Below are 24,463 nucleotides of genomic sequence, written 5' to 3'. Positions count from 1 at the left end.
GATTTATTACATTGATTAAATTGTATTGATTAAAAATCGTTAAACAACTGTAGGAAACTTATGGCCCAATACATCTACACCATGAACAAGGTGTCCAAAATTGTTCCCCCAAAACGTGAAATTTTAAAAGACATTTCGCTCTCGTTTTTCCCGGGTGCTAAAATCGGCGTGCTGGGCTTAAACGGAGCGGGCAAATCCACGTTGCTTAAAATCATGGCAGGCGTGGACAAAGATTTTAACGGCGAAGCCCGCGCTCAAGCCGGCATAAAAATCGGCTACCTTGCCCAAGAGCCACAGCTTGACCCCAATAAAGACGTGCGTGGCAACGTAGAAGACGGCGTGCGTGAAGCCTTGGACGCCCTAGAGCGGCTCAACCAAATTTACGCCGAATACGCAGAACCCGACGCCGATTTTGACAAATTGGCGGCCGAACAAGGCAAAATGGAAGACATCATTCAAGCGTGGGACGCCCATAATCTTAACACGCAATTAGAAAAAGCCGCCGATGCCTTGCGTTTGCCGCCGTGGGATGCCGATGTTAATAAATTGTCAGGCGGTGAAAAACGCCGTGTTGCTTTATGCCGACTGCTGTTGTCAAAACCCGACATGTTGTTATTGGACGAGCCAACCAACCATCTAGATGCCGAAAGCGTGGCGTGGCTTGAGCGGTTTTTAAAAGATTATTCTGGCACGATTGTGGCAATTACCCACGACCGCTACTTTTTGGACAACGTTGCCGAGTGGATTTTGGAGCTTGACCGCGGCTACGGCTACCCGTATCAAGGCAATTACACCGAGTGGCTTGAGCAAAAAAATAAACGCCTAGAGCAAGAACAAAAACAAGAAGAAGCCTTTGCCAAAGCCCTAAAACAAGAGCTTGAGTGGGTGCGTAAAAATCAAAAAGGGCAACAAGCCAAATCCAAATCCCGCCTAGAACGCTTTGAAGAAATGAACTCGCGCGAATTTCAGCAGCGTAACGAAACCGCCGAGATTTACATTCCGCCAGGGCCACGCCTTGGCAACAAAGTCATCGTTGTGGACAACATTTCAAAATCGTTTGGCGACCGCTTATTGTACGAAAATTTATCCTTTACCGTGCCACCGATGGCAATTGTTGGCATCATCGGGCCAAATGGGGCGGGCAAAACCACGCTGTTTAACATGATTACGGGCAAAGATACGCCCGATACAGGCTCGGTGGAAGTTGGCGAATCGGTGAAAGTGGCGTATGTTGGGCAAGTGCGTGATGAATTGGACGATAAAAAAACCGTGTGGGAAGAAGTATCCGACGGGCTTGATATGATTACCGTTGGCGATTATACCACGCCAAGCCGTGCGTACATTGGGCGGTTTAATTTTAAAGGGCAAGACCAGCAAAAATTGGTTGGCAGTTTGTCGGGCGGTGAGCGTAACCGTTTGCAACTTGCCAAAACGCTCAAACAAGGGGCAAATGTGCTGCTGCTTGACGAGCCGTCTAACGATTTGGACGTAGAAACCTTGCGTGCATTAGAAGAAGCGGTGCAAGTTTTCCCGGGAACTGTGATGGTGGTTTCGCATGACCGCTGGTTTTTAGACCGCATTGCCACGCATATTTTGGCGTTTGAAGACGAAGGCCCTGTGTGGTTTGATGGCAATTATTCAGAATACGAGGCGTATCGCAAAAAGCAATTGGGGGCAGATGCCGAGCCGAAGCGGATGAAGTATAAGAAGATTGGGGGGTAAAGTTTAGTTGGATTTGCAAAGAGCATATGAATGCGTTTGATAATATTGCCAAATGCCAAATTTGTGTGGATTTGGACAATACGTTGGTTTTTGCCGATGAAGCCAACAATCAAGCGTATTTGTATGCAATTAATCAGTTGTTGCCGCATATCCAATTTGGTTATGATGGGCGTATTACAAAAGCGGTTGTCCTAAAAGAATTACCGCATTTGCCTACTGATACTTTAAATGCAATCATTGCGTTAAAAAAGGCGTGTTTTTTTGATTTTATACATTTAACCAAGGTTAATTTTTACTTGCTTAATGGTTTTTTATTGGATAATATGGGATTTTTAGGCAACAATACTTTGTATTTGACCAGTTGTGGAGATAGGAGCAGAGTTCGGCAAGTGTTAAAATATCATAAATTAGATGGCTTTTTTGATAACATAATCTGCAATGAGCGTAAATTTGAAACAGTCTGTAATTTTGTTCAAAATATTGACAGAATTAAAGTATATGATAACGATATTCAACAATTAACTTTAGCTTACCAGTTAGGATTTAAAAAGAGTAATTTATTTTTAGTAGACAAGGAAATTGTCAGCGGACTGGCGCTTGGTTGTGATACCATTGCCCATGACCAAGCCCTTAGAACCAAAACCAATGTATTTGGTGATAGAAAGGGTACGACAATAGCCATTTTACCCAGTACACTTGCCAATATTACCCCAATACGATTTAAATCGGCAAATTATTACAGAAAATTATCCAGTTGCCATTATTGATTTAAGTAATTTTGAGAATTCTATCAATAAACTGTTGTCAGCAAATGTAAATAAAAGTACAAATGCAACAGCTAAGATAAATGAGCCTGTTCAACAAGATTTATTTTAGATTATTTATAACTATTTGTTTTATTAAGCGACAATCAAACACCAAATAATGTATTATTTAGTGTATTATAACGGTTTTCTTGGTTGATTTTATGACACAAATTAGTAAAAGCCAGTTGTTTGTAGTAGATGGTTTTTTAATCCAAAATCTCTTTGACATCTACTGGCAGTTTTGTTACCAATAATTGATCGATTTTGTAATTGTCAATATCCACCACTTCAAATTTATAATCTTCATGTTCAACAAAATCCGCAGGGCGTGGAATTTTGCGCAATTTAAACATCATAAACCCTGCGATGGTTTCATAATTATCCCAATCAGGGAAATTTTCAATATTGAGGGCGTGCATCACATCTTCAATCGGTGTTACGCCATCAATTAACCATGAGTGTTCATCACGGCGGATAATTTGTTGTTCGTCATCAGCAAGTGCCACCCAATCACCCATGACAGTCATCATGATATCCGATAGCGTAATGACACCCACTACCAATGCGTATTCATTCATCACCACAGCAAATTTTTCTTTACTGGATCGAAACCTATCTAGCAACTCGGACAATTTTAACGTGTCAGGAATGATTAACACGGTGCGCATACCGGTTTCGCTTAGCTGAATTTGGTTTTGATTGTTCATTAATTTAACCAAAATATCTTTGGTATCTACATAACCGATTATTTGATCAATGGTATTGCCACATACCAAAAATTTAGAGTATGGATAATCGGCAATTTTTTGGCGAATGCTGTCTGCTGATTCGCCCGAGGTAAAAAATACCACATCTTCACGCAAGGTCATACTGGATGCCACGGTGCGTTCTTCAAGCTCAAACACGTTTTCAATAAAATGCTGTTCTTGTTGTAATACCACGCCCGCCTGTGCACCTGCATCTACGATCGCCGATACATCATCAAAGGTAATGTTTTCTTCGCGAATGGTATTGACCTTAAAAATGCGAAAAATGAGATTGGCAAGTCCATTGATAATCCACGCAAGTGGCTTACACAGTTTAATCACCCATAGCACAGGGTTAATTACCGCAAGCGAGGCTTTTTCAGGATTAATCATTGCCAAGCGTTTTGGTATTAAATCAGCAAACAAAATAAACAGCAAGGTTACAATTGAAAACGAGGTGATAAATGCTATGTTTTCTAGCCAAACCCCTTGGTAAAATTTTGCAATAAAATCTTTAAAATAAGGGCGTAACGCAGACTCACCTACCGATCCTCCCAAAATTGCCACCGCATTTAGGCCAATTTGTGATGTGGCAAAAAATTCAGCCGAGTGTTCTTGTAACTGTAAAATTTTGTCAGCGCGTGTATCACCGCTTTCAGACAGCAGCTTAAGTTTGATGCGTCTTGCCCCTGCCAGTGCAATTTCTGAGATGGAAAAAAAACTTGAGGTTAAAATTAATACCAAAATAATAATGGAAGTTTCAAATAAATTCACATGACACCTGTAAGTTGATCTTTTTAAGTCAATCGGTTTTATTGGTATAAAATAACACGGTTTTACAAAAAGTGGCTTTATTTTTTGTTAATTTTGGTTTATGAATAGTGAGTTTTACTTATGAGTGTTTTGGTTATTAATTCAAAATAACTTCAAGCACGAATTTTGTGCCAATAAAGGCAATACCAAGCAACACCACACCATACAATGTCATATTGCTTGCTTTTATCCCACGCCAGCCATAACGCCAATGTCCAAACAACAACAGCCCAAACACAAGCCACGACAGCACGCTAAACGCGGTTTTGTGTGCCAAATGTTGCCCCAATAAATCACGCGTATCCATAAACCCCAATCCAAGCGAAGCCGATAGCAGTACAAAACCTAAGGTTATCATGTCAAACAGTAGGTTTTCCATGTCTTGTAACGCGGGCAGTTTTGCCACCCAGATACGATGAATGGTTTGGTGTTTTAACTCACGAATTTGTAAACGCAGGATCACCGCTTGTACTGCAGACATAAACAAAATGGAATAAGCAGCCAAAGCTAACAAAATATGCCCTTGCAAAATCGCACTCATATCAGTCAAAGGCTGATACGGTGCTTTGCCAAAATAACCAGTCAATACCCCTATCAATGCCAAAGGTGCAGCAAAAACCCCAAAAGGCAAAATTGCCCGATACCAACTAAATCCCCAATAAAACAACAACATAAATAGGCTTGTAAGCGAGATCATGTTAAACAAATTAAAATTTAGCCCATATAAGGTAATAATTTTAGGTAATAATATCCCTGCGTGTGCCAACGAACCAACTGCCAAAAACCCAAGCGTTACGCCTTTATGAATGGGTTTTTGTAAACTTAACGCCCATATTAAATAAACACTGATTAACACATAGCACACAAGCGATAAAATTAGCAGTAAAAACACGAATTTTTCCCCAAAAGTAGTTTGATTGTGTTAAAATCTTATTATTCTAACAAATTTAAACGAAATAATCGGCTATTTTATCAGTATTTTATTGGCAGTTTGACAAAATTTTGCATAAAATATTTTGCATAAAATTTAGCGATTGTTTTTATAAACAGCTTAAAAGACAAAGAAGCTTAATACAGAAACTTAACAAGAGAAACTTATGTTTGAAACTTTAACCGAACGCTTATCGACCAGTCTGCGCAATGTAGCAGGCACAGGGCAGTTGACCGAAGATAATATCAAAGATACTTTGCGCGAAGTGAGAATGGCACTTTTAGAAGCAGATGTCGCCTTGCCAATTGTGCGTGATTTTGTGGCACGTGTCAAAGAGCAAGCCCTTGGCCAAGAAGTGCTAAAAGAGCTTAATCCGGGGCAGGCTTTTGTCAAAATCGTGTATGATGAATTAACCGAAATGATGGGCAGCGAAAACCAACAGCTTGAATTAACTGGCAAACCGCCCGTCATTTATTTAATGGCCGGTCTTCAAGGGGCGGGTAAAACCACAACCACAGGTAAATTGGCAAAATATTTACAAGATCGCCATCAGAAAAAAGTCATGTTGGTATCGACCGACGTATACCGTCCTGCTGCAATTAAGCAGTTGCAACAAGTGGCCGAACAAGTGAGGGCAAGTTTTGTGCAATCACACGCTGATGAAGATCCAATTGACATTGCCAAACGTGCTATTGAACAAGCCAAAAACCAATATCAAGATGTATTAATTATTGATACGGCGGGGCGTTTGCATGTTGATGATGAAATGATGAATGAGATTAAAGCCTTAAGCACTCAAATCAATCCAACCGAAATACTGTTTGTGGTCGATTCAATGACCGGACAAGATGCCTCAAATACCGCCAAAGCCTTTAATGACGCTTTACCCTTGACAGGCGTGATTTTAACCAAAACCGACGGTGATGCTCGAGGCGGGGCGGCGTTGTCGGTGCGTGCAATTACAGGCAAACCGATTAAATTTTTGGGGCGTGGCGAAAAACTAGAAGCCTTAGAACCGTTTCACCCGGAGCGTGTGGCACAGCGTATTTTGGGTATGGGCGATGTGTTGTCGCTTGTAGAAGAAGTTGAAAACAAAATTGACCGCGAAAAAGCCGAACGCATGGCAAAAAAAATCCAAAAAGGCGGTGAATTTGATCTTGATGATTTATTAACTCAATTCCAACAAATGCGTAATTTGGGCGGTATGGCAGGCTTTCTCGATAAAATGCCAGGTATGAGTGGGGCGGACATTCAAAGGGCGGTACAAGAGGCAAAGCCTGAAGAAAAAGTAAAAGAAATGGAGGCATTGATCCATTCTATGACTCCATTTGAACGCCAAAATCCTGACAAAATTAATCCAAGTCGCAAACGGCGCATTGCTGACGGTTCGGGCAAAACCATTCAAGATGTCAATGCTTTGTTAAAACAACACAAACAAATGGCAAAAATGATGAAAATGTTATCCGATCCATCAGGAATCAGTAAAATGATGCGTGCTGTACAAGGCTTAACCAAAGGCATGAGTGGAGGAGGTGGTCCATTGTTTGGTGGCAATCAAGCCTCACAGCCAGCACCCGTTATCGGACAAAACCCCATCATGGGACAAAACCCTGATACAAACAGTGTGAATGCCAATTTGGCAAACCTACCAGCACCAAAGTTTAAAACGCGTTTTTAAGCGTGCTTTAATTTTGGATAGTTTTTAATTTTGAATTGTTGTATGGTATAAAAAAGCGTATCTAAAAGTTGATACGCTTTTTGGATTTTTAGCCCTTTATTGCATTGCCCCAAATTGGCACAACCAATTGCATCAAAGGCTTTAGTAGTTTTACATTACAAGCAAACACAGAACCTGTCGTCATTGCGTTATGAGCACCTGTATGGTCAACCACCGTACCGCGAGCTTCACTGACAATCAGTTCGCCTGCACAAATATCCCACGGTTTGATAGACATTTCAAAATACCCATCTACACGGCCACTTGCAACATACGCCAAATCCAATGCTGCAGAACCTAAGCGTCTGACTTGTCCGCCTTGTTCGCAGACTTTTTGTAAAGTTTCAAAATGCTCTTTGGCATACGAATGAATACCATCGTGGTAATTGCGTTCTAATGGGTGCCCGGTGGTAAAAAAACCGCCTTGAATGGTTTTGTGTTCACTCACACTGATACGGCGTCGGTTGAGCCTTGCTCCTTTGCCACGACTGGCGGAAAATACTTCATCACGCACAGGATCATAGATGACGGCGTGTTCGGTTACACCGTTTTTTTGCACGCCAATAGATACGCAAAAATGTGGCAAACCATGTACAAAATTATGCGTACCATCTAAAGGATCAATCACCCAACACCAGTCTTTATCGTTGCCTTTGCCCTCTTGTAAACCGAATTCTTCACCCAAAAATGTATGATTTGGATAACTTTCTCTTAACGTTGCAATAAGCAATTCTTCACTGTAACGATCAATTTGAGTTACCAAACCATCAAGGCCTTTGCTTTCAATGGTTAGTTCAATTTTATGACGATTTAAGTGGGTATTTAAAATCTCATTGCCTACTTTTTGGGCAGCACGTACTGCCATAACGACCATTGGTTCCATATAGTTACCTTAAACTTTAAAATGATTTACAAAAACGATTATAAAAAACAATCGATGAAAAACAATCAAAACAACTAATTATCTAAAAAACGTGTGATTTTTGCTACCACGCCATCTACATCAAGCCCACAATACGCAAGCTGTTCACTGTGGCTGCCATGCGGTATAAATTTATCATCAATGCCGATATTTAGCACATTTGGCACAGGGCCTTTGTGCGTTTTTGCGAGGATATATTCGTTCACACTGCTGCCTGCACCACCCATCAATTGGTGCTCTTCTAGGGTAATAATGCGATAGTTGTCATCAATCAGTGTGTCAATCAGTTTGCTATCAAGTGGTTTTACAAATCGCATATTATAAACTGAAAATTGGGTTTTGGGGGAATTTTTCGCGATAATTTCGCACGCTTGTTTTGCGTTTTTAAGCATTGAACCAAAGGCAAGTAGGGCAATTTTTTCATTAACTGATTGATTTTTATCGTTAAATTGACAATCGAGCACCGCTTTACCTATGGTAAAATTTTGTGCATTGTTCGTAAGATTTTTATCAATTGCCACGCCTATACCGCACCCTCTGGGATAACGCACCGCGGCCACGCCTTGGTACTGATAGCAGGTGTTTAGCAGTTGATAACACTCATTTTCATCACTTGGCACAGCGATGATGATATTTGGTATGCATCGCATAAAACTTATGTCAAATACGCCTGCGTGTGTTGCCCCATCTTCGCCAACAAGCCCCGCTCGGTCAATAGCAAAGGTAACATCTAGGTTTTGTAAAGCGATATCGTGAATCAGTTGATCGTAACCGCGCTGTAAAAAAGTGGAATAAATTGCCACAATGGGTTTAACGCCCTCGCATGCCATACCGCCTGCCAAAGTAATTGCGTGTTGTTCAGCAATGGCAACATCAAAATATTGGCTTGGGAATTGTTTGGCAAAATCCACCATGCCTGATCCTTCGGCCATAGCAGGGGTGATGGCCATGAGTTTTTTATCGGTTTTGGCGGTGTCGCATAAAAATTCACCAAAAATTTGTGAGTATTTTTTAATTTTTTTATCAGAGTTGCTTAAAGGTAAATTGGTGTTTTGGGTATCGTTTTTAGGCAATTTGCCAATTGCATGATAACCAATCGGGTCGTGTTCAGCAGGAGAGAATCCTTTGCCTTTTACAGTGTGGACATGCACCAAAACCGCACCTTTCATGGGTTTAATGCGTTCAAAAACTTGGGCTAATTTTACCACATCATGCCCATCAAATGGTCCAAAATATTGAAATCCAATTGCCTTGAATAAATTTTCAGGAAACATATTATCCGCAATTTTATTGGCAATTTTTTCGGGTAAATTGATAATTTGGGCAGGATTTGGCAAACCTTCGGCAAACTTTTCACCCAATTTTTCGCTAATTTTTTTTGGTAATTTGACTGATAAATCATCAAAAGCATCGCCGGCCATGTGCAAATAATGACGAATGCGCCGATCATCGCTGGAAATGGTGCGATGGGTGATAATTGGATTGCCAAATTTGTCAATATCTACCGCCAAACCGCGTTGCCAAAGCGTGGCTAAATGTTTGGAAAATCCACCCGTTGCTTGTGAAATAGACATGTCATTGTCGTTTAGCACCACGATAATATTGGCATTTTGTTGTATTGCATCGTTCATTGCCTCAAATGCCATGCCACCTGTCATTGCACCGTCGCCAACGATTGCCACCACGCTGTTGTTTTTGCCTTGATGTTGCATCGCAAGGCTCATGCCAAGCCCTGCAGAAATTGCTGTAGAGCTATGTCCTACGCCAAAAGTGTCGTATTTACTCTCGCTGCGTTCAGGAAAGGCGGTAAGGCCGTCCTTGTTGCGAATGCTGGTTAATTGCTCGCGCCGCCCTGTCAAAATTTTGTGTGGGTATGCCTGATGACCTACGTCCCACACAAGTTTGTCATTGGGTGCGTCAAAAACCTTGTGTAAGGCAATGGATAATTCCACCACGCCCAAATTTGCCCCAAAATGACCGCCACTTTGTCCAACCGAATACAGCAAAAACTCACGCAACTCATTGGCTAATTGCACCAAATTGTCATGAGAAAAATTCTTTAAATCATCAGGACTGTCTACTGTATCAAGCAGTGGCGTAATAGGGCGTACAGTTGGCAACTTGTGAAAAGTCGCTGCCGTGTTTTTGTTAAAATCATGTTTGTTAAAACTGTGTTTATTAAAATCATGTTTGTTAAAATTGGCATTTGGCATTGTGGTGTCTTTTAAAATGGTTTTGGCTGATTAAATTGGCTGAAATTAAGCGTACATGATAGCATTTTTTCACCCTAACTACATCTATTTGCGTGAAAAAATGCTGAATTTTGGTGTTTTCATAAGTTTTGTGCAAAACTTGGCAGTTGGCGGATTTTGCCTAGGTTGTATGCAAGCCTTGATTTTATAAAAAAAGTAACTATAAAAAGAGCAATTTTTGCATTTTGTTGGGGAAAATCGTGGCGTATCAATTTATCAGTCAAGCCAAATTACCAACCGCTCATGGGTTGTTTGACATTCATGTATTTGAAAACGAAGCAAAACAAGAGCATGTTATGCTTACAGTGGGGTTGCCTACCGATGAAAAAATTCCACTCGTGCGCATTCATTCAGAGTGCTTGACAGGTGATGCGTTTGGTTCGCTAAAATGCGACTGTGGGCCACAGCTTAACGCCACCATGCAGATGATACAAGCATACGGCTATGGGGCGATTTTATACCTACGCCAAGAGGGGCGTGGTATTGGATTGGTAAATAAAATCCGTGCGTATGCCTTACAAGATCAAGGGCATGATACCTTAGATGCCAATTTGTTGCTTGGACTTCCGGCCGATGCACGCACTTATGAAATGTGTCGTCCAATGCTTGATCATGTTGGAGTAACACAAGTCAAATTGATCACCAATAACCCAAATAAAGTCGATTATTTAACTAAAATCGGTGTGGCGGTTGTGGAACGAGTGCCACTGCTTGTGGGTGTCAATGATTTTAATCAAAATTACCTTGACACCAAAAAACAACGCATGGGGCATTTGTTTTAATTGCTAACTTGTGTTAATCATTATCTTTAATGTTAATCACTATCTTTAATAAAGCTAAAATCCCAAAAAATCTTAAATTTTAGGGATTTTTGTTTTGGCAAAAAAATAAACAAAGTTAGGCTAAACAAGGTTAAGCCAAACAACTAAGTTAGGTTAAACCCTTTCAATCACAGTGGCGATGCCTTGTCCAAGTCCAATGCACATGGTGGCAAGCCCGATTTGGGTGTCTTGTTGCTCCATGACGTTTAGGAGCGTGGTGGTGATTCTCGCTCCAGAACAGCCAAGCGGATGTCCAAGGGCAATTGCTCCGCCGTTGACATTGATGATGTCTTGCTTGTCAGCAATGCCAAGCCCTTTCATCACTGCTAAACCTTGAGCAGCAAAGGCTTCGTTTAGTTCAATGGTCTCAATGTCTTGTATGTTAAGGTTTGCTCGCTGTAATGCTTTTTGAGTGGCAGGCACAGGCCCATAGCCCATAATGGCGGCATCACAGCCTGCCACTGCCATGGAGCGGATTTTGGCTCTGGCGGTTAAGCCCAAATCTTTTGCCTTTTTGGCGGACATCACAAGCATCGCACACGCCCCATCGGATAACGCCGACGCGGTAGCCGCCGTTACCGTACCGTTTTTTGGATCAAACACAGGTTTTAAATTGGCAAAAGTGTCCAAATTGGCATCGGAGCGGATAACTTCATCAACGGTACAAAGCTGTAAATTGCCAGTTTCGTCATGTCCTTCCACGCCGACAATTTCATTATCAAAACGCCCATTAACCGTGGCGTCCCACGCTCGTTTGTGGGATTGTACGCCAAAAGCGTCTTGGGCTTCACGGCTGATGTTGTTCATACGTCCAAGCATTTCAGCGGTCAACCCCATCATGTTGGAGGCTTTGGCATAATATTTGGAGGCTTGTGGGTTTAAATCCACGCCGTGCATCATGCTCACATGCCCCATGTGCTCAACGCCGCCGATGACAAACACCTCGCCTTGATTGGTCATAATTTGGGCGGCTGCTGTGTGCAATGCCTGCATCGATGAGCCACACAGGCGGTTTACCGTTTGTCCGCCGGCGGTTTTTGGAATGCCTGCCAATAAACCGATATGCCGGCCGATATTCCAGCCTTGCTCAAGGGTTTGGTTTACCGCTCCCCAAATCACATCTTCTATCAAATTTAACTCAAATTCATTGCGTTTTAATAATTGGCGAACCACGGCGGCGGATAAATTGTCCGCACGCACATGACGAAACATGCCGTTTTTGGATTTTCCCATCGCAGAACGCACGCCGTCGACGATGACCACGTCGGTTGGGTTTAAAGTTGTCATATGATTATCCTTTTTCTTTAAAATTGCTTAAAACTAAATTGCTTTAAAATAAATTGCTTTAAACTTAAAACTTGGTAAAAAGAACTTAGTAAAAAGTTTTACCTTCTTTTGCCATTTGTCGCACCAAATCAGGGGCTTCATACGCCTTGCCAAGATGGGCGTATTTGTCGCAAAGGGATAGGTAATTGTCAAGCCCTAATTGGTCAATGTAGCGACAAGGCCCACCACGAAACGGCGGAAAACCTAGCCCCATCAGCATCGCCATATCCGCTTCGGCAGGCGTGGCTACGATGTTATCTTCTAAGCAACGCACGGTTTCGTTACAAAATGCCAGCATCATGCGGTCAATGATTTGTTCATTGCTAAAGTTTTGTTTGTTGTTTTGATTGTCGCTGTTTGGATTGTCTTGTACGTCTTTTAACAATTGATAAGTATTGTCATCAACGCTTTTTTTGGGTTTGCCTTTTTTGTCGGTTTCGTATTTATAAAAGCCAAGCCCATTTTTTTGTCCCAAGCGGTCATGTTCAAACAAATGGGCAATGCTGCCTTTAAAATCAGGTTTCATGCGATCGGGGAAGCCTTCTGCCATCACCGCTGCCCCGTGCACGCCCGTGTCAAGCCCCACCACGTCCATCAAATACGCAGGGCCCATCGGCCAGCCAAATTGTTCCATTGCTTTGTCAATTTGGACAAAATCCGCCCCTTGTTTGATGAGTAAATCAAACGCTCCAAAATACGGAAACAGCACCCGATTGACCAAAAACCCCGGGCAATCATTCACCACAATGGGGGTTTTACCCATTTTTTGGGCTAGGGCAACCGTAGTGGCAATTGCTTGTTCAGACGATTGTTCACCACGGATAATCTCAACGAGTGGCATGCGATGCACAGGGTTAAAAAAGTGCATGCCAACAAAGTTTTGTGGGCGTTTTAATGCTTTTGCCAATTGGGTGATGGAAATGGTGGACGTGTTGGACGCCAAAATACAGTCATCGGTTACCAAATCTTCCACTTCTGTTAACACAGCGGTTTTTACCTTTGGATTTTCAACCACAGCTTCGATGACGATGTCAGTTGTGCCAAAGTCGCCGTAATTGAGCGTGGGGCGAATTTGGCTTAAAGTTTGCCCCATTTTGGCGGCGGTTAATTTGCCACGTTCCACTTGTTTGGCTAATAATTTAGCCGCTTCATTCATGCCAAGCTCAAGCTGCTCGGGTTTGATGTCTTTCATGATAATAGGTAAGCCTTGACTTGCGGCTTGATAGGCAATGCCACCGCCCATAATCCCTGCTCCTAAAACGGCCGCCTGTTGGATATCATGGGCGTTTTGGGCGTGTTTTTTGGCTAATTTTTTTACCGCTTGGTCGTTTAAAAATACCCCAACCAACGCCGTGGCCTGGTTAGTTTTGGCGGCTTTGGCAAAATTGGCAGCTTCTATGTCAATTGCCTTATCACGGGGCAAATTGACGTGCTGCTCGATGGCGTCAATTGCCAAGGCAACAGCAGGGTAGTGTTTTGGATTGGCTTTGGCAAAAATCACCGCTTTGGCTGAATTAAACGCCATGGATTGCTCAAGTTGATTTAATTTGACAGGATTTAATTTTTCTGCCACGCGTCCTTGCCAATCCAAGTCGCCCTTGATACATTTTTTTACCAAATCAATGGCGGCTTGCTCAAGGTTTTGTTCACTCACAACCGCATCGACAAGCCCAATTTTTAACGCTTCCATTGGTTTTAAAGGCTTGGCGGTGGCAATCAGCTCTAAAGCATTGTCAATGCCAATAATGCGTGGGGTACGCACGCTGCCACCAAAACCTGGGAAAATCCCTAAACTTATCTCAGGCAGCCCAATGCTTGCGGTATCGCTTATCACCCGATAATCACACACCAAAGTCATCTCACAGCCGCCGCCCAACGCCGCTCCATTGATGGCACACACTTTTGGATAGGGCAAATCTTCAAAACGGTTAAAGATTTTGTTAATGTCAACAATCCAATCTTTAACCACCGCTTCATCTTGAGAAAAATAATCCAAAAATTCGGTGATATCCGCCCCTGCGATAAACACTTTTTTGCCACTCGTGACAATTAGCCCTTTGATATCGGGAGATTTTTCTAAGACACTCACTGCTTGGTCAAAGTCTTGATCGGTGGCTTTGTCAAATTTGTTGACGGATTCGGTTTGGTTGTCAAAGTGCAGCTTAACAATACCATCATCAAGGCGTGATACCGTGATACTGTTTGATTTATAGAGAATTTGGCTCATATCCTTCGTCCTTTTTTGGTTGCAGTTAAAAAATTGCTTATTGTGAAAAAATTGGTTGTCGTGAAAAAGATAAAGTCGCTATAGTTTAGGTTATTTTTGGGCTAAATTGGGCGATGTCAAATGACTGATAAGTCAGTTTTTGCTTATTTTTGCAATGCTCGCTCTCTAATCACAGTCAAATCATCATCTATCAATAACTCACCGTTTAAAAACACATCTTGCAAAAGGTTGTTATGTTCAGCCAGTTCATCTTCACGTACCGTCATATAACTGCCTTGGTGATGTACCAATGCCAACCGTCCACGCTTGCTGCGTTTGCTTACGCTTGTGATCGGATCTTTATAAACATCGCGCCAATAGCCGTCCACTCTGGCACTGCTGGTTTTCATTGCCCAGCCTAAGGTATCACGATTTACCTGCTGTAATAAACCGCCGCCCATACCAAATGCCAAATTGTCAAGGCTAAATCCGGCCTCTAATACCGCATCAATGATTTTGCCAATACTGCTTGGATTAATGCCATCGCCTTGAATCAATCGCACATAATTTGGCAATATTTTGTAGCCTTTGCTGTTAATGGTTGTGCCAAATTTTGCTCCAAGGCGTTGCAAGGCCTCGCGCACAACTTTAATCGGATCGCCACTGTCAGGACGAATGACAAGCGTGCCACCCATGGTTTCAATTTGTGATTTTAATTCATTGCCCCAAATGTTATCAATGGCCTTCCACAGATCGTAACTGTCGCTTACCACTGCCACAGTCTGACCTTGACCGCCAAATTGCTTGAGCATATTGGCATACGCATCGGCTTCAAATTCACGTCCCCACGCAGTCATGGTACTATGTTCGGCCGCAGGAATGGAAAAACCCGCCAGTGTGTCTTTCATGCCATACCAACGACTGGCTGCCACCAAAGCAACCACAGTATCCGTTCCCAAAAAATTAATCAAATGTGCCAAACCGCCAAGCCCTGCTGATTCAAGGCTTGAGACGCCTCTTGCACCAAAATCGTGCAGTTTAAACGCCAACCCATCTAAATTATCCGCGGATTTTTCTAAGCCTGCCTTAATAATCTGTTTACAATAATATGACAAACTTGCCACAGTAGACGGATACCAAACCGCTCGCAACAACGACGTTTCTATATAACTGGTTAACCAATAAAATTCAGGATCGGTGTTCACCACTTGGCATAGCACTTGCCCGGTTGGAATAACCATGCCCTCGGGTATTGCCTGAATGCGCAGTGGCAAAAATCCGCCGTGTTTTTCGATCAAGCGTTGCCAACCTGTTTGGTTAAACGGCACGCCATGTGCCTGAAAAATGATTTTCGCTTCGTCAATATTAGATTGGCTAATCGGTTTTGTTAAATATTCTTTAATAAAGGCTTGCAATCCAAAAAACATCACGCTCTCAAAACTGTTTTGTCCGCCACGTGCTTCTATATAGCTAGAAACGTACTCGGTATTTGGCGGGTATTGTTGCCAATGCGATGTTTTGTAGCTGTCTGTGTTTAAAATAAAGTTGTGAAAATTGGAACTAAACATACAGAACTCCTCTGTTATGGTAAAAGCCTGTTATGGCAAAAGCCGAAAAATTGTCTGTCAATCTGGGCTAAAAATTTTGTTTAAGTTAAATAAACCAAACTTCTGTCTGACTGCTTAACTGCTTAAAACGCTCTTTAATGTTGGTTTTATCACTGTCATTGACAATGGCTCGTTCACTGGTAACAAATTTGTGTGGTTTGAGTTTGACAATTTCATTCACCATAGCCGTGTCAATATAATCCATACTGGCAACGATCAGATTTTCGTCATTGCCAACTTGATAAACTGGGTGGTTGTTTATTTCAATGCTGACAATTGGCAAGGATAACGAAACACCAATGTCCAATAAAAACTGAAACAACAAATCCTCTGCTGTGCGATCCGGTTTAATATTGTCAATCAGATCAACCAACATTTCTTGCGTGTATTCATGCGGATAATAATACACATCACGCATGTTGGTGGTGTCAATTTTTAATACGCGAAAACCTGTATCTAGGTGGCTTAAATCTTTATCCTGATTATCGGCTTTGATTTTTGCTCTGGCTCTACGGATACGCTCTTTTGAAATATCGGCGATATTGGCAAAACCTGCTTTATAGGCTTCGGATTTTTCATCGGTGGCCTCTGGTATCTGCACCATGATAAATTTACGCTTACCGCCGTCTTCTGCGTTAAGCTGCATAACCGCGTGGGCGGTGGTGGAGGAGCCTGCGAAAAAGTCTAATATAGAATCATCTTTACCGATAACGCTCTCTATTATTTTTTTTATTAATATCAATGGCTTAGGATAAGTAAATAACCCTTCTCCCATTAAATCCTCAAAATCTTTTCTCCCAATTGTTGTACCACCGTAATTCAAAATACTTTCTAAAAATGTAGTTCGTCTATCATCAGTAGGTATAATCAGTCTTGGTTGTTTATTACCATCACTTCCCCAATAAATTAAATCATCTTTTATTAGTTGTTCAATATGTGTTTTATCCCATTTCCATTGTCTTGTAAATTCCAAACCGCTTGGATTTGTAATAGTAAAATAGTTTTCGTGGCTTGTGTTTTCTTTATCTGTGTTCACTGCAAGATTTGCTGTTTGTAAAGTATTTTCTTTGCCAATTAGGGCTTCTCTAATTTTATTAAAATTAGATAACTCTATATTTTTGTAAGCTACCATTATGTATTCATGAATTTTTCTGAATCTTTTGGTCTGCTTTAAAGTTCCTGATTTACCCTCGGCTTCTTTATTCCATATAAACATTTCTACATTTTCACTGCCAAATAATTCATTGGCAAGATTTTTTAAATTCGCCTGCTCATTATCATCGATTGAAATAAAAATCACCCCATCATCTGCCAATAAATTCCTAGCCAGTTTCAGTCTGCTATACATCATACTTAGCCAGTCGCTGTGAAACCGCCCATTGCTCTCTGTGTTAGCAATTAATCTGTTGCCCTCTTCATCTATCTGCCCTGATCGCTCAAAAAACTCTTGCGTATCTTCAGCAAAATCATCGTTATAAATAAAGTCATTGCCTGTGTTATACGGCGGATCTATGTAGATCATTTTGATTTTGCCAAGGTAACTTTCTTGTAAAATCTTGAGTGCTTCTAGATTATCCCCTTCGATAAACAGATTTTGTGTGGTGTCAAAATCCACGCTTTCAGATCGAACAGGTCTTAAAGTTTTGGCAATGGGGCTGTTGGCAGTTACGATGGCTTCGCGTTTTCCCACCCAGTCAAGGCGGTAGCGTTCTTTGGAACCGTCAATTACTGTGTGGCTAAGTTCTTGCTTTAAAATCTCAAAATCAACGCCCAGTTCATATAAGATTTTACCATTTTTGTCTGTAACAGGATTGCCACTGTCATCGGTTTTGGCGGTTTCGGTGATGCAGTTTGGGAAGAGTTTGGCAAGTTTGGTGATGTTGTTGTCAACCAGGTTTGGGGTGTGCATTTTTAGGGTCATAAGATCTCCAAAATTTGGGTATTGATTGAGTGGTTTAATAAAAAGTTTGATTAAGCGTGGTTATAAACCAACCATTTTACAAATAATGGCATAATGATCTTCAAAAATTTTGTCCGCTTGGAGCTGGGCTAAAGGCAACCAAAACGCACGCAGTGCATCATCACCGCCTTTGACTAAGGGTAAGCCTTTTGGATCGTTTTTTAACACAAAATAAAACGCCTGGGTAATGGTGCGTCCACGAGCCGAGCGGTAAGGATCGTCAAAAGTATGTTGGCTATGCCGAGAGCCACGCAGCACAGCTTCTGGAACTTTTAGGCGGGTTTCTTCACGCAATTCGCGGATACATGCATCAAATAAGGTTTCTTTTGGATCGACAAAGCCACCGGGCAACGCCCATAAACCTTGCCCTGGCATACCGCGACGCTCCACAAGCAAAATATGCCCGGACTGGACAACCACCGCATCGACGGTCATAAACGTTGGCGGATAGGGTGCGTTATCCCACTGTTTTTTGTATTTGTCAATAAAGCCAGCTTCTTTGTGCAAGCGTTCGTAAGCGGCGGTTTGTTTAAATTCACGCATGACGCTTGCAGTAGATTCAGGCACCAAATCCACAAGCGGATCAGCCCCAAGCAAAAACCCCTCGCGGATAGGCGTGGCGGATAAATTGTGAAAATTTGGTACGCCAACCGATTGCCAATTTGGAAATAATGATAAATAATACGATGAACTGTCTTTTGAATGTCCAATCAAGCCAATGTTTGCACCCAAATCTTTGGTTACGGTTTTTACGCACTGCTGTACGTATTGTAGCCACCGAGTGTCATTGTATAGCACATCATCTAATGCCACGCAGTGAATGCGTCCAGCTTCTGCTTCTGAAAACGCACCCAAAATCATAGCCTTGCGCTGTAAAAAACTAAAACTGTTGCGAGTGCTGCGTGGTAAATTTGCTGAACCGATCAAAACGATCACATTTTTGGCAAGTTTTAGTGCTTCATCAACCACAGATTTATGCCCCAAATGAAACGGCTGAAACCGCCCAATAAACACCAAATAGTCATAGGCAAACCCATCGGTATTGCAGGCTTTGCTAAAATGATTGGTAGGTTCGTTGTCATCAATGGTTAAAATTTGGTTAGTCATAATAAGCCCACTATAAAAAATTATTTAACATTACTTAATATATTACTTAGACATGAAAAGATAACTATTAAAAGGTTGTCAGTTATATTGCTAAGTTTTTGTAAAAAAAGCAAGGGGTTTTTTGTGGTTGTTTTTTAATTTAAAGCCCTTAATTTGGCAAAATTTGCTTGATAAATCATTTTTTAATACCATAATATTTAGGTATAATAAAGGTGTAAATTTTGAATATTTGCTCAATATTTAACGCTGATTTAAAAAATTTTAATCTTGGCTTTAAAATTTAATTTTAAAAATAGCAAAAATCCAAAACCAAAACCCAACCAAAACACAATTGAGAAACGCCATGACAACCGAAATTTCCAACATCAAAATCACCGATTCCGCCCAACAATATTTAACTGAATTGTTAGCCAAACAAGAAACCGATGGCATTGGCGTGCGTATTTTTGTGGAGCATCCGGGCACGCCCAGAGCTGAATGCTGTATGTCTTACAGTCAGCCTGATGAACACAATCCTGAAGATTTAAGACTGGATTATGAACAGTTTTCAGCTTATATTGACACGCCGTCCATTCCATATTTGCAAGATGCGGTGATTGATTATAATAAAGATCGTTTTGGAGGGCAGTTAACTTTTAGAGCCCCAAATTCAAAAGTGCCACAAGTTGGTGAAAATGCAAGTTTAGAAGAGCGTATCAACTATGTACTACAAGCGGAGGTGAATCCGAATTTAGCCTCGCATGGAGGGAATGTGCAACTGGTTGATTTGGTCGAAGAAGAAGGCGTGGGTGTAACGGCTGTGCTAAAATTTGGTGGTGGCTGTCAGGGCTGTTCGGCGGTGGATATGACTTTAAAACAAGGCGTTGAAGTTACCCTAAAACAACAAATTCCAGAACTTACCCAAGTGGTTGATGAAACCGATCACAGCTATACTGCCAATGCGTTTTATAAATAATGCGTTTTATAAATAAAGTTTGTCAACAATTTATCAACAGTTTGTCAATATAAACCGCCAAACCGTAAAATGTTAAACCACTAAATGCTAAGCCACTAAATGTTAAACCAAAAAAAGGCAACGAAAATACGCTGCCTTTTTTGGTTTATTTGGTTGATGGTTTAAGTTTATTTAAACAATTATTTTAAATAGCTAAAACCATACTTGACAAAGATTTTTTTGGCATCATCGCTTTGTAAAAACTGATAGTAGCGTTTGGCATCGTCATTGTTGTCATTAATCAGTCCTGCCGGATAAACGATCGGCGTGTGTGTTGCAAGTCCAAAAGTGCCAACAACTTTTACGTTTTTGGCAATTTTGGCATCCGTGGCATACACAATGCCTAATCCACACTCACCTCTGTCTACAAAATTTAACGCCGAACGCACATCTGAAGTGCCAACAATTCGTGATTGCACGCTATCCCACCAGTTTAAACTGGTCAAGGCGGTTTTGGCGTATTTGCCAACTGGAACGGAGTCGGTGTTGCCTGTACAAAGTTTGCCTGTGAATTGGTTGTCAAGGGTTTGTGCATTCATGTTTATGGTTTTGATTGGACTTGCTTTTGGTGCGATGGTTACCAAGCGATTGCCAAGCAAATGAATGACATTGTTAGATTTTACTAAATTGTTTTTTTCAATGTGTTTCATCCATGCAATATCGGCGGATAAATAAACATCGGCTTTTGCACCATTTTGGATTTGTTTGGCAAGGGTTGATGAAGCGGCATAAGAGGCTTTTACATCGGTGCGATATTTTTTTTCATAAAGTCGATTCACATCGTTAATGGCATCGGTTAAACTGGCCGCTGCGTATACGGTAACATCAGCGTGGGCGGTGAAAGCACAAAACGCAAGGGCGGTTAGAGCGATTTTGGTAAATTTTAAGTTCATGTTGCTTATCCTTTTAATAAATTTAATAAATTTAACAAATTGAAAATTAACAAATTGAAAATCGTGCGTTATTAAAGTTTAAGATTTAAGATTTAAGGTTTAAGATTGTTTTACCGCAAGCACAATGTGCGATGCTTTAATCAAGGCGGTTACATCAGAGCCTATGCTTAAATTTAAATTTTTTACGCTTTGGCTTGTGATAATTGCAGTGATTGGTGTGGCATTGTCAGTTTCAATGCTAATTTCGGCATTGACCGCACCGTCTGTAATATTGGTGATTTTGCCTTGTAGTTGGTTGCGTGATGAATAAATTAAGTCATTGTCGGTTGTGATGATAACCGATGGGGCTTTAAAAATTGCGATCACATCAGAACCTACGCTTAAGTTTAGGCGTTTTGTGCTGTCGCTTGTGATGACGGTTGTTAACGTGTCGCCTTGGGCGGTAATAACGCTAATCACATCGTTGACTGCCCCTGTGTTGATGGCACTGATTTTGGCGGCAAGTTGGTTTCTGGCACTGATTGACATACTAACTCCATTGGTTGATAAAAGCGTGTTTGCTAAAAAGCAGTTTGATAAAATGACTGATAAAACAATTCCCATTATAGGGTGATTTATTGGTAAAATCTATACTACTAAAGGTGATAAAAAACAAAGGCATCATCGGTTTTTGACAAAACCAAAATAACCTTGAAACCATGCCAATTTGCCCCATTAACAAGCTATCTTTTTAACTTTACCAATTAAACATAAAACTTTACCAATTAAACATAAGAAGCACAACATGGCTAAGCACGACGTAATCAAAATCCGCGGAGCAAGAACGCACAATCTTAAAAACATTGACCTTGACATTCCACGCGATAAATTGGTTGTTATCACAGGCTTGTCAGGTTCTGGCAAATCATCATTGGCTTTTGATACGCTATACGCTGAAGGGCAACGCCGTTATGTAGAAAGTCTGTCTGCTTATGCACGCCAATTTTTATCACAAATGGATAAACCTGAAGTAGACAGCATTGAGGGTTTATCTCCTGCAATTGCAATTGAACAAAAATCCACCAATCACAACCCACGATCCACCGTTGGTACAATTACCGAAATTTACGATTATTTGCGCTTACTGTATGCCAGAGTTGGCACGCCGTTTTGTCCAGAACATCATTTGCCTATGGTTGCTCAAACCGTTACCGAAATGGTAGATGAGGTGATGCAATTGCCAATTGATACCAAATTGATGATTTTGGCAAGGGTGGTTGACGATCGAAAAGGTGAACATTTGTCTGTGATTGAACAAATGCAAAGCCAAGGTTTTACAAAAATGCGTGTAGATGGTGAAATATACGATATAGACGAAATACCGCCACTGGCAAAAACCTTTAAGCATACGCTTGATGTGGTTATCGATCGTTTTAAAGTGAGAAATGATTTAGGCAATCGTGTGGCAGAAAGTCTGGAGACGGCGTTGCGTTTGGGTAATGATGTGGCTATTTTGCATTTTATGCAAACAGATCGCGATCAAGTTTTATCAGCCAAACACGCATGTCGTGCTTGTGAACGTGCGGTTGCAGGTCTTGAACCAAAACTGTTTAGTTTTAACAACCCTTATGGTGCATGCCCTGTTTGTGATGGTTTGGGTAAGCGTCAATATTTTGCTTCGGAAAAAATCATCATGCACCCGGAAAAATCACTCAATCAAGGGGCAGTTCAGGGTTGGGATAAACGGCATGCGTATTATTTTGGCCTGTTGTCAACGGTTGCTGATTTTTACCAAATTGACATGGATATGGCATGGCAAGATTTGCCAAAAAAACACAAAGAGGTGATTTTGCACGGATCAGGCAAGGATAAAATTGCGTTTAATTTTGTAGATGAACGCGGACGAAAATCTGTTAAAACCGTGGTTTTTGAAGGCGTGTTGCCTTATATGGAGCGCAGGTATCGCACCACGCAAAGCAGCCTTGTGCGTGATGAATTGGCAAAATATTTGGCCGATGCTGTTTGCGACAGTTGTCATGGTTCGCGTTTAAACGAAATTGCTAGGCATGTGGCTATTGACAACACGACGATTTTTGATGTTGTGAAAAAACCCATTGGCGATGCCAAAGATTATTATCAGGGGCTAAAATTAAGCGGTGCAAAAGGTGAAATTGCCGAAAAAATCATCAAAGAAATAAGCGAGCGGCTGGAGTTTTTGGTGAGTGTGGGGCTTGATTATTTGACGTTAGCCAGGAGTGCTGAAACGTTATCAGGCGGTGAGGCGCAGCGTATTCGTTTGGCAAGCCAAATTGGGGCAGGGCTTATGGGGGTCATGTATGTGTTGGACGAACCGTCGATTGGTCTGCATCAGCGTGATAACGATAGATTGTTACAAACTTTAACAAAATTGAGAGATTTGGGTAATACCGTTATTGTGGTGGAGCATGATGAAGAGGCCATTTGGCTTGCAGATCATATTATTGATATCGGTGTGGGGGCAGGCGTGCATGGAGGCAACGTGATAGCACAAGGGACGGCGGAAGCTATTGCTAAAAATAAACATTCTTTGACAGGGCAATATTTGTCAGGCAAACAAAAAATTGCCATACCAAAAATCCGCCATAACGCCCAACAAGACAACAACGGCCAAGAAAAACATGTTATTTTGACAGGGGCTCGGGGCAATAACCTTAAAAATGTTACCTTAAAGTTGCCAATTGGTGTGTTAACTTGTGTAACGGGCGTATCGGGTTCTGGTAAATCCACACTGATAAATCGCACCTTGTTGCCACTTGCAGCCACGCAATTAAACAACGCAACAACCCACACCGCCGAAATGTTTGACAGCATCAGCGGCCTTGAATACCTTGACAAAGTGGTGGATATTGATCAAAGTCCAATCGGACGCACGCCACGCAGCAACCCTGCCACTTATACAGGCGTGTTTACTCCCATTCGTGAACTGTTCTCGCAAGTGCCTGAAGCCAAAGCTCGCGGTTATCAATCAGGACGGTTTAGTTTTAATGTAAAAGGTGGGCGTTGTGAAACTTGTCAAGGCGATGGGTTAATCAAGGTAGAAATGCACTTTTTGCCCGATATGTATGTACCATGCGATGCTTGTCAAGGCAAACGCTACAACCGCGAAACTTTAGAAATTCACTATAAAGGCAAAACCATTTCAGATGTACTTGAGATGACGGTAGAAGATGCCACACAGTTTTTTAAGGCTATTCCATCGATTCACAGACGACTACAAGCCTTAATTGATGTGGGTTTAAGTTATATTACACTGGGACAATCGGCACCGACTTTATCAGGAGGTGAAGCCCAGCGCGTAAAACTTGCCAAAGAATTATCCAAACGCGACACAGGACAAACCTTGTACATTTTAGATGAACCGACGACGGGGCTGCATTTTCATGACATTGCCAAATTGCTTGATATTTTGCACGCCTTGCGCGATAAAGGCAATACCGTGGTGGTGATTGAACACAATCTTGATGTGATAAAAACCGCCGATTGGATTGTGGATTTGGGTTATGAAGGTGGCATGGGCGGTGGTGAGATTGTGGCAGTTGGTACGCCAGAAGAGGTTGCCAAAGACAAAAAATCACACACAGGGCGGTTTTTAAAAACCATGTTAAAAAAGTAAAATACAAAA

17 protein-coding genes are annotated in these 24,463 nt (G+C 41.5%); 6 read left to right on the top strand and 11 right to left on the bottom strand.

The window, feature by feature from the left end:
• Nucleotides 1-60 precede the first annotated feature (60 nt).
• Nucleotides 61-1,722: an energy-dependent translational throttle protein EttA gene (gene ettA, locus MOMA_RS01555; RefSeq protein WP_009501451.1), complete on the top strand. Its 1,662-nt coding sequence runs from the start codon at nt 61-63 to the stop codon at nt 1,720-1,722.
• 83 nt (nt 1,723-1,805) lie between these two features.
• Nucleotides 1,806-2,489 carry a DNA-processing protein DprA gene (locus MOMA_RS09945; protein WP_227498079.1) on the top strand — a complete coding sequence of 228 codons (684 nt, stop codon included), beginning with the start codon at nt 1,806-1,808 and terminating at the stop codon, nt 2,487-2,489.
• Between the two features lie 245 nt (nt 2,490-2,734).
• Here MOMA_RS09945 and MOMA_RS01545 read toward each other — a convergent pair whose 3' ends face one another.
• Together MOMA_RS01545 and MOMA_RS01540 are read right to left on the bottom strand one after the other, a co-directional pair.
• Nucleotides 2,735-4,048 (bottom strand): hemolysin family protein, encoded by a 1,314-nt coding sequence (locus MOMA_RS01545; RefSeq protein WP_009501449.1) that lies wholly within the window; start codon nt 4,046-4,048, stop codon nt 2,735-2,737.
• 136 nt (nt 4,049-4,184) lie between these two features.
• Nucleotides 4,185-4,979, bottom strand: coding sequence for a cytochrome C assembly family protein (locus tag MOMA_RS01540; RefSeq protein WP_009501448.1), 795 nt, complete (start codon nt 4,977-4,979; stop codon nt 4,185-4,187).
• 205 nt (nt 4,980-5,184) lie between these two features.
• On the opposite strand from MOMA_RS01540, the gene ffh reads away from it, so the two are divergent.
• Nucleotides 5,185-6,696 (top strand): signal recognition particle protein, encoded by a 1,512-nt coding sequence (gene ffh / locus MOMA_RS01535; RefSeq protein ID WP_009501447.1) that lies wholly within the window; start codon nt 5,185-5,187, stop codon nt 6,694-6,696.
• A gap of 88 nt (nt 6,697-6,784) precedes the next feature.
• On the opposite strand, the gene MOMA_RS01530 is transcribed toward ffh, so the two are convergent.
• Together MOMA_RS01530 and dxs are read right to left on the bottom strand one after the other, a co-directional pair.
• On the bottom strand, nt 6,785-7,618 hold the full coding sequence (locus MOMA_RS01530; protein WP_009501446.1) for an inositol monophosphatase family protein: 834 nt from the start codon (nt 7,616-7,618) through the stop codon (nt 6,785-6,787).
• Between the two features lie 74 nt (nt 7,619-7,692).
• Nucleotides 7,693-9,870: a 1-deoxy-D-xylulose-5-phosphate synthase gene (gene dxs, locus MOMA_RS01525; RefSeq protein WP_009501445.1), complete on the bottom strand. Its 2,178-nt coding sequence runs from the start codon at nt 9,868-9,870 to the stop codon at nt 7,693-7,695.
• Nucleotides 9,871-10,109: 239 nt separating this feature from the next.
• Here dxs and ribA point away from each other — a divergent pair, with 239 nt between their 5' ends.
• Complete coding sequence (ribA, locus tag MOMA_RS01520) at nt 10,110-10,691, top strand: GTP cyclohydrolase II (protein WP_009501444.1); 582 nt, start codon at nt 10,110-10,112, stop codon at nt 10,689-10,691.
• A gap of 153 nt (nt 10,692-10,844) precedes the next feature.
• On the opposite strand, the gene fadA is transcribed toward ribA, so the two are convergent.
• The 5 genes from fadA to MOMA_RS01495 form a co-directional block, all read right to left on the bottom strand.
• Entirely contained in the window at nt 10,845-12,017 is a 1,173-nt protein-coding gene (gene fadA / locus MOMA_RS01515) for an acetyl-CoA C-acyltransferase FadA (protein WP_009501443.1), read from the bottom strand.
• A gap of 85 nt (nt 12,018-12,102) precedes the next feature.
• Entirely contained in the window at nt 12,103-14,274 is a 2,172-nt protein-coding gene (fadB, locus tag MOMA_RS01510) for a fatty acid oxidation complex subunit alpha FadB (protein WP_040624932.1), read from the bottom strand.
• A 152-nt stretch (nt 14,275-14,426) separates the two neighbouring features.
• Entirely contained in the window at nt 14,427-15,830 is a 1,404-nt protein-coding gene (locus tag MOMA_RS01505; RefSeq protein WP_009501441.1) for a nicotinate phosphoribosyltransferase, read from the bottom strand.
• 85 nt (nt 15,831-15,915) lie between these two features.
• A complete protein-coding gene (locus tag MOMA_RS01500; protein WP_009501440.1) occupies nt 15,916-17,790 on the bottom strand; it encodes a site-specific DNA-methyltransferase in 1,875 nt (624 codons plus the stop codon).
• 60 nt (nt 17,791-17,850) lie between these two features.
• Complete coding sequence (locus tag MOMA_RS01495; RefSeq protein ID WP_009501439.1) at nt 17,851-18,936, bottom strand: bifunctional nicotinamide-nucleotide adenylyltransferase/Nudix hydroxylase; 1,086 nt, start codon at nt 18,934-18,936, stop codon at nt 17,851-17,853.
• A 343-nt stretch (nt 18,937-19,279) separates the two neighbouring features.
• Between MOMA_RS01495 and nfuA the strand changes: the two genes are divergently transcribed.
• Nucleotides 19,280-19,891: a Fe-S biogenesis protein NfuA gene (gene nfuA, locus MOMA_RS01490; protein ID WP_009501438.1), complete on the top strand. Its 612-nt coding sequence runs from the start codon at nt 19,280-19,282 to the stop codon at nt 19,889-19,891.
• A gap of 179 nt (nt 19,892-20,070) precedes the next feature.
• Here the strand turns inward: nfuA and modA are convergent, their stop codons facing one another.
• Complete coding sequence (gene modA, locus MOMA_RS01485; RefSeq protein WP_009501437.1) at nt 20,071-20,823, bottom strand: molybdate ABC transporter substrate-binding protein; 753 nt, start codon at nt 20,821-20,823, stop codon at nt 20,071-20,073.
• 99 nt (nt 20,824-20,922) lie between these two features.
• The gene (locus tag MOMA_RS01480; RefSeq protein WP_009501436.1) at nt 20,923-21,351 is read right to left on the bottom strand and encodes a TOBE domain-containing protein; all 429 of its coding nucleotides are present in this window, start codon (nt 21,349-21,351) and stop codon (nt 20,923-20,925) included.
• A 256-nt stretch (nt 21,352-21,607) separates the two neighbouring features.
• Between MOMA_RS01480 and uvrA the strand changes: the two genes are divergently transcribed.
• The gene (gene uvrA, locus MOMA_RS01470) at nt 21,608-24,454 is read left to right on the top strand and encodes an excinuclease ABC subunit UvrA (protein ID WP_009501434.1); all 2,847 of its coding nucleotides are present in this window, start codon (nt 21,608-21,610) and stop codon (nt 24,452-24,454) included.
• Nucleotides 24,455-24,463: the final 9 nt, after the last annotated feature.

The organism is Moraxella macacae 0408225, from assembly GCF_000320365.1.
GTDB lineage: Bacteria > Pseudomonadota > Gammaproteobacteria > Pseudomonadales > Moraxellaceae > Faucicola > Faucicola macacae.
The sequence above is the reverse complement of the archived record's forward strand: the minus strand, read 5'-3'. Positions and strand labels throughout refer to the sequence as shown.

Bases quoted from the DNA above. Each gene is read 5' to 3' on its own strand.
- MOMA_RS01530 (WP_009501446.1), bottom strand. From the start codon at position 7,618: ATGGAACCAATGGTCGTTATGGCAGTACGTGCTGCCCAAAAAGTAGGC.
- modA (WP_009501437.1), bottom strand. From the start codon at position 20,823: ATGAACTTAAAATTTACCAAAATCGCTCTAACCGCCCTTGCGTTTTGT.
- MOMA_RS01495 (WP_009501439.1), bottom strand. From the start codon at position 18,936: ATGACTAACCAAATTTTAACCATTGATGACAACGAACCTACCAATCAT.
- uvrA (WP_009501434.1), top strand. From the start codon at position 21,608: ATGGCTAAGCACGACGTAATCAAAATCCGCGGAGCAAGAACGCACAAT.
- nfuA (WP_009501438.1), top strand. From the start codon at position 19,280: ATGACAACCGAAATTTCCAACATCAAAATCACCGATTCCGCCCAACAA.
- ffh (WP_009501447.1), top strand. From the start codon at position 5,185: ATGTTTGAAACTTTAACCGAACGCTTATCGACCAGTCTGCGCAATGTA.
- dxs (WP_009501445.1), bottom strand. From the start codon at position 9,870: ATGCCAAATGCCAATTTTAACAAACATGATTTTAATAAACACAGTTTT.
- MOMA_RS01505 (WP_009501441.1), bottom strand. From the start codon at position 15,830: ATGTTTAGTTCCAATTTTCACAACTTTATTTTAAACACAGACAGCTAC.
- fadA (WP_009501443.1), bottom strand. From the start codon at position 12,017: ATGACAACTTTAAACCCAACCGACGTGGTCATCGTCGACGGCGTGCGT.
- MOMA_RS01480 (WP_009501436.1), bottom strand. From the start codon at position 21,351: ATGTCAATCAGTGCCAGAAACCAACTTGCCGCCAAAATCAGTGCCATC.
- ettA (WP_009501451.1), top strand. From the start codon at position 61: ATGGCCCAATACATCTACACCATGAACAAGGTGTCCAAAATTGTTCCC.
- MOMA_RS01500 (WP_009501440.1), bottom strand. From the start codon at position 17,790: ATGACCCTAAAAATGCACACCCCAAACCTGGTTGACAACAACATCACC.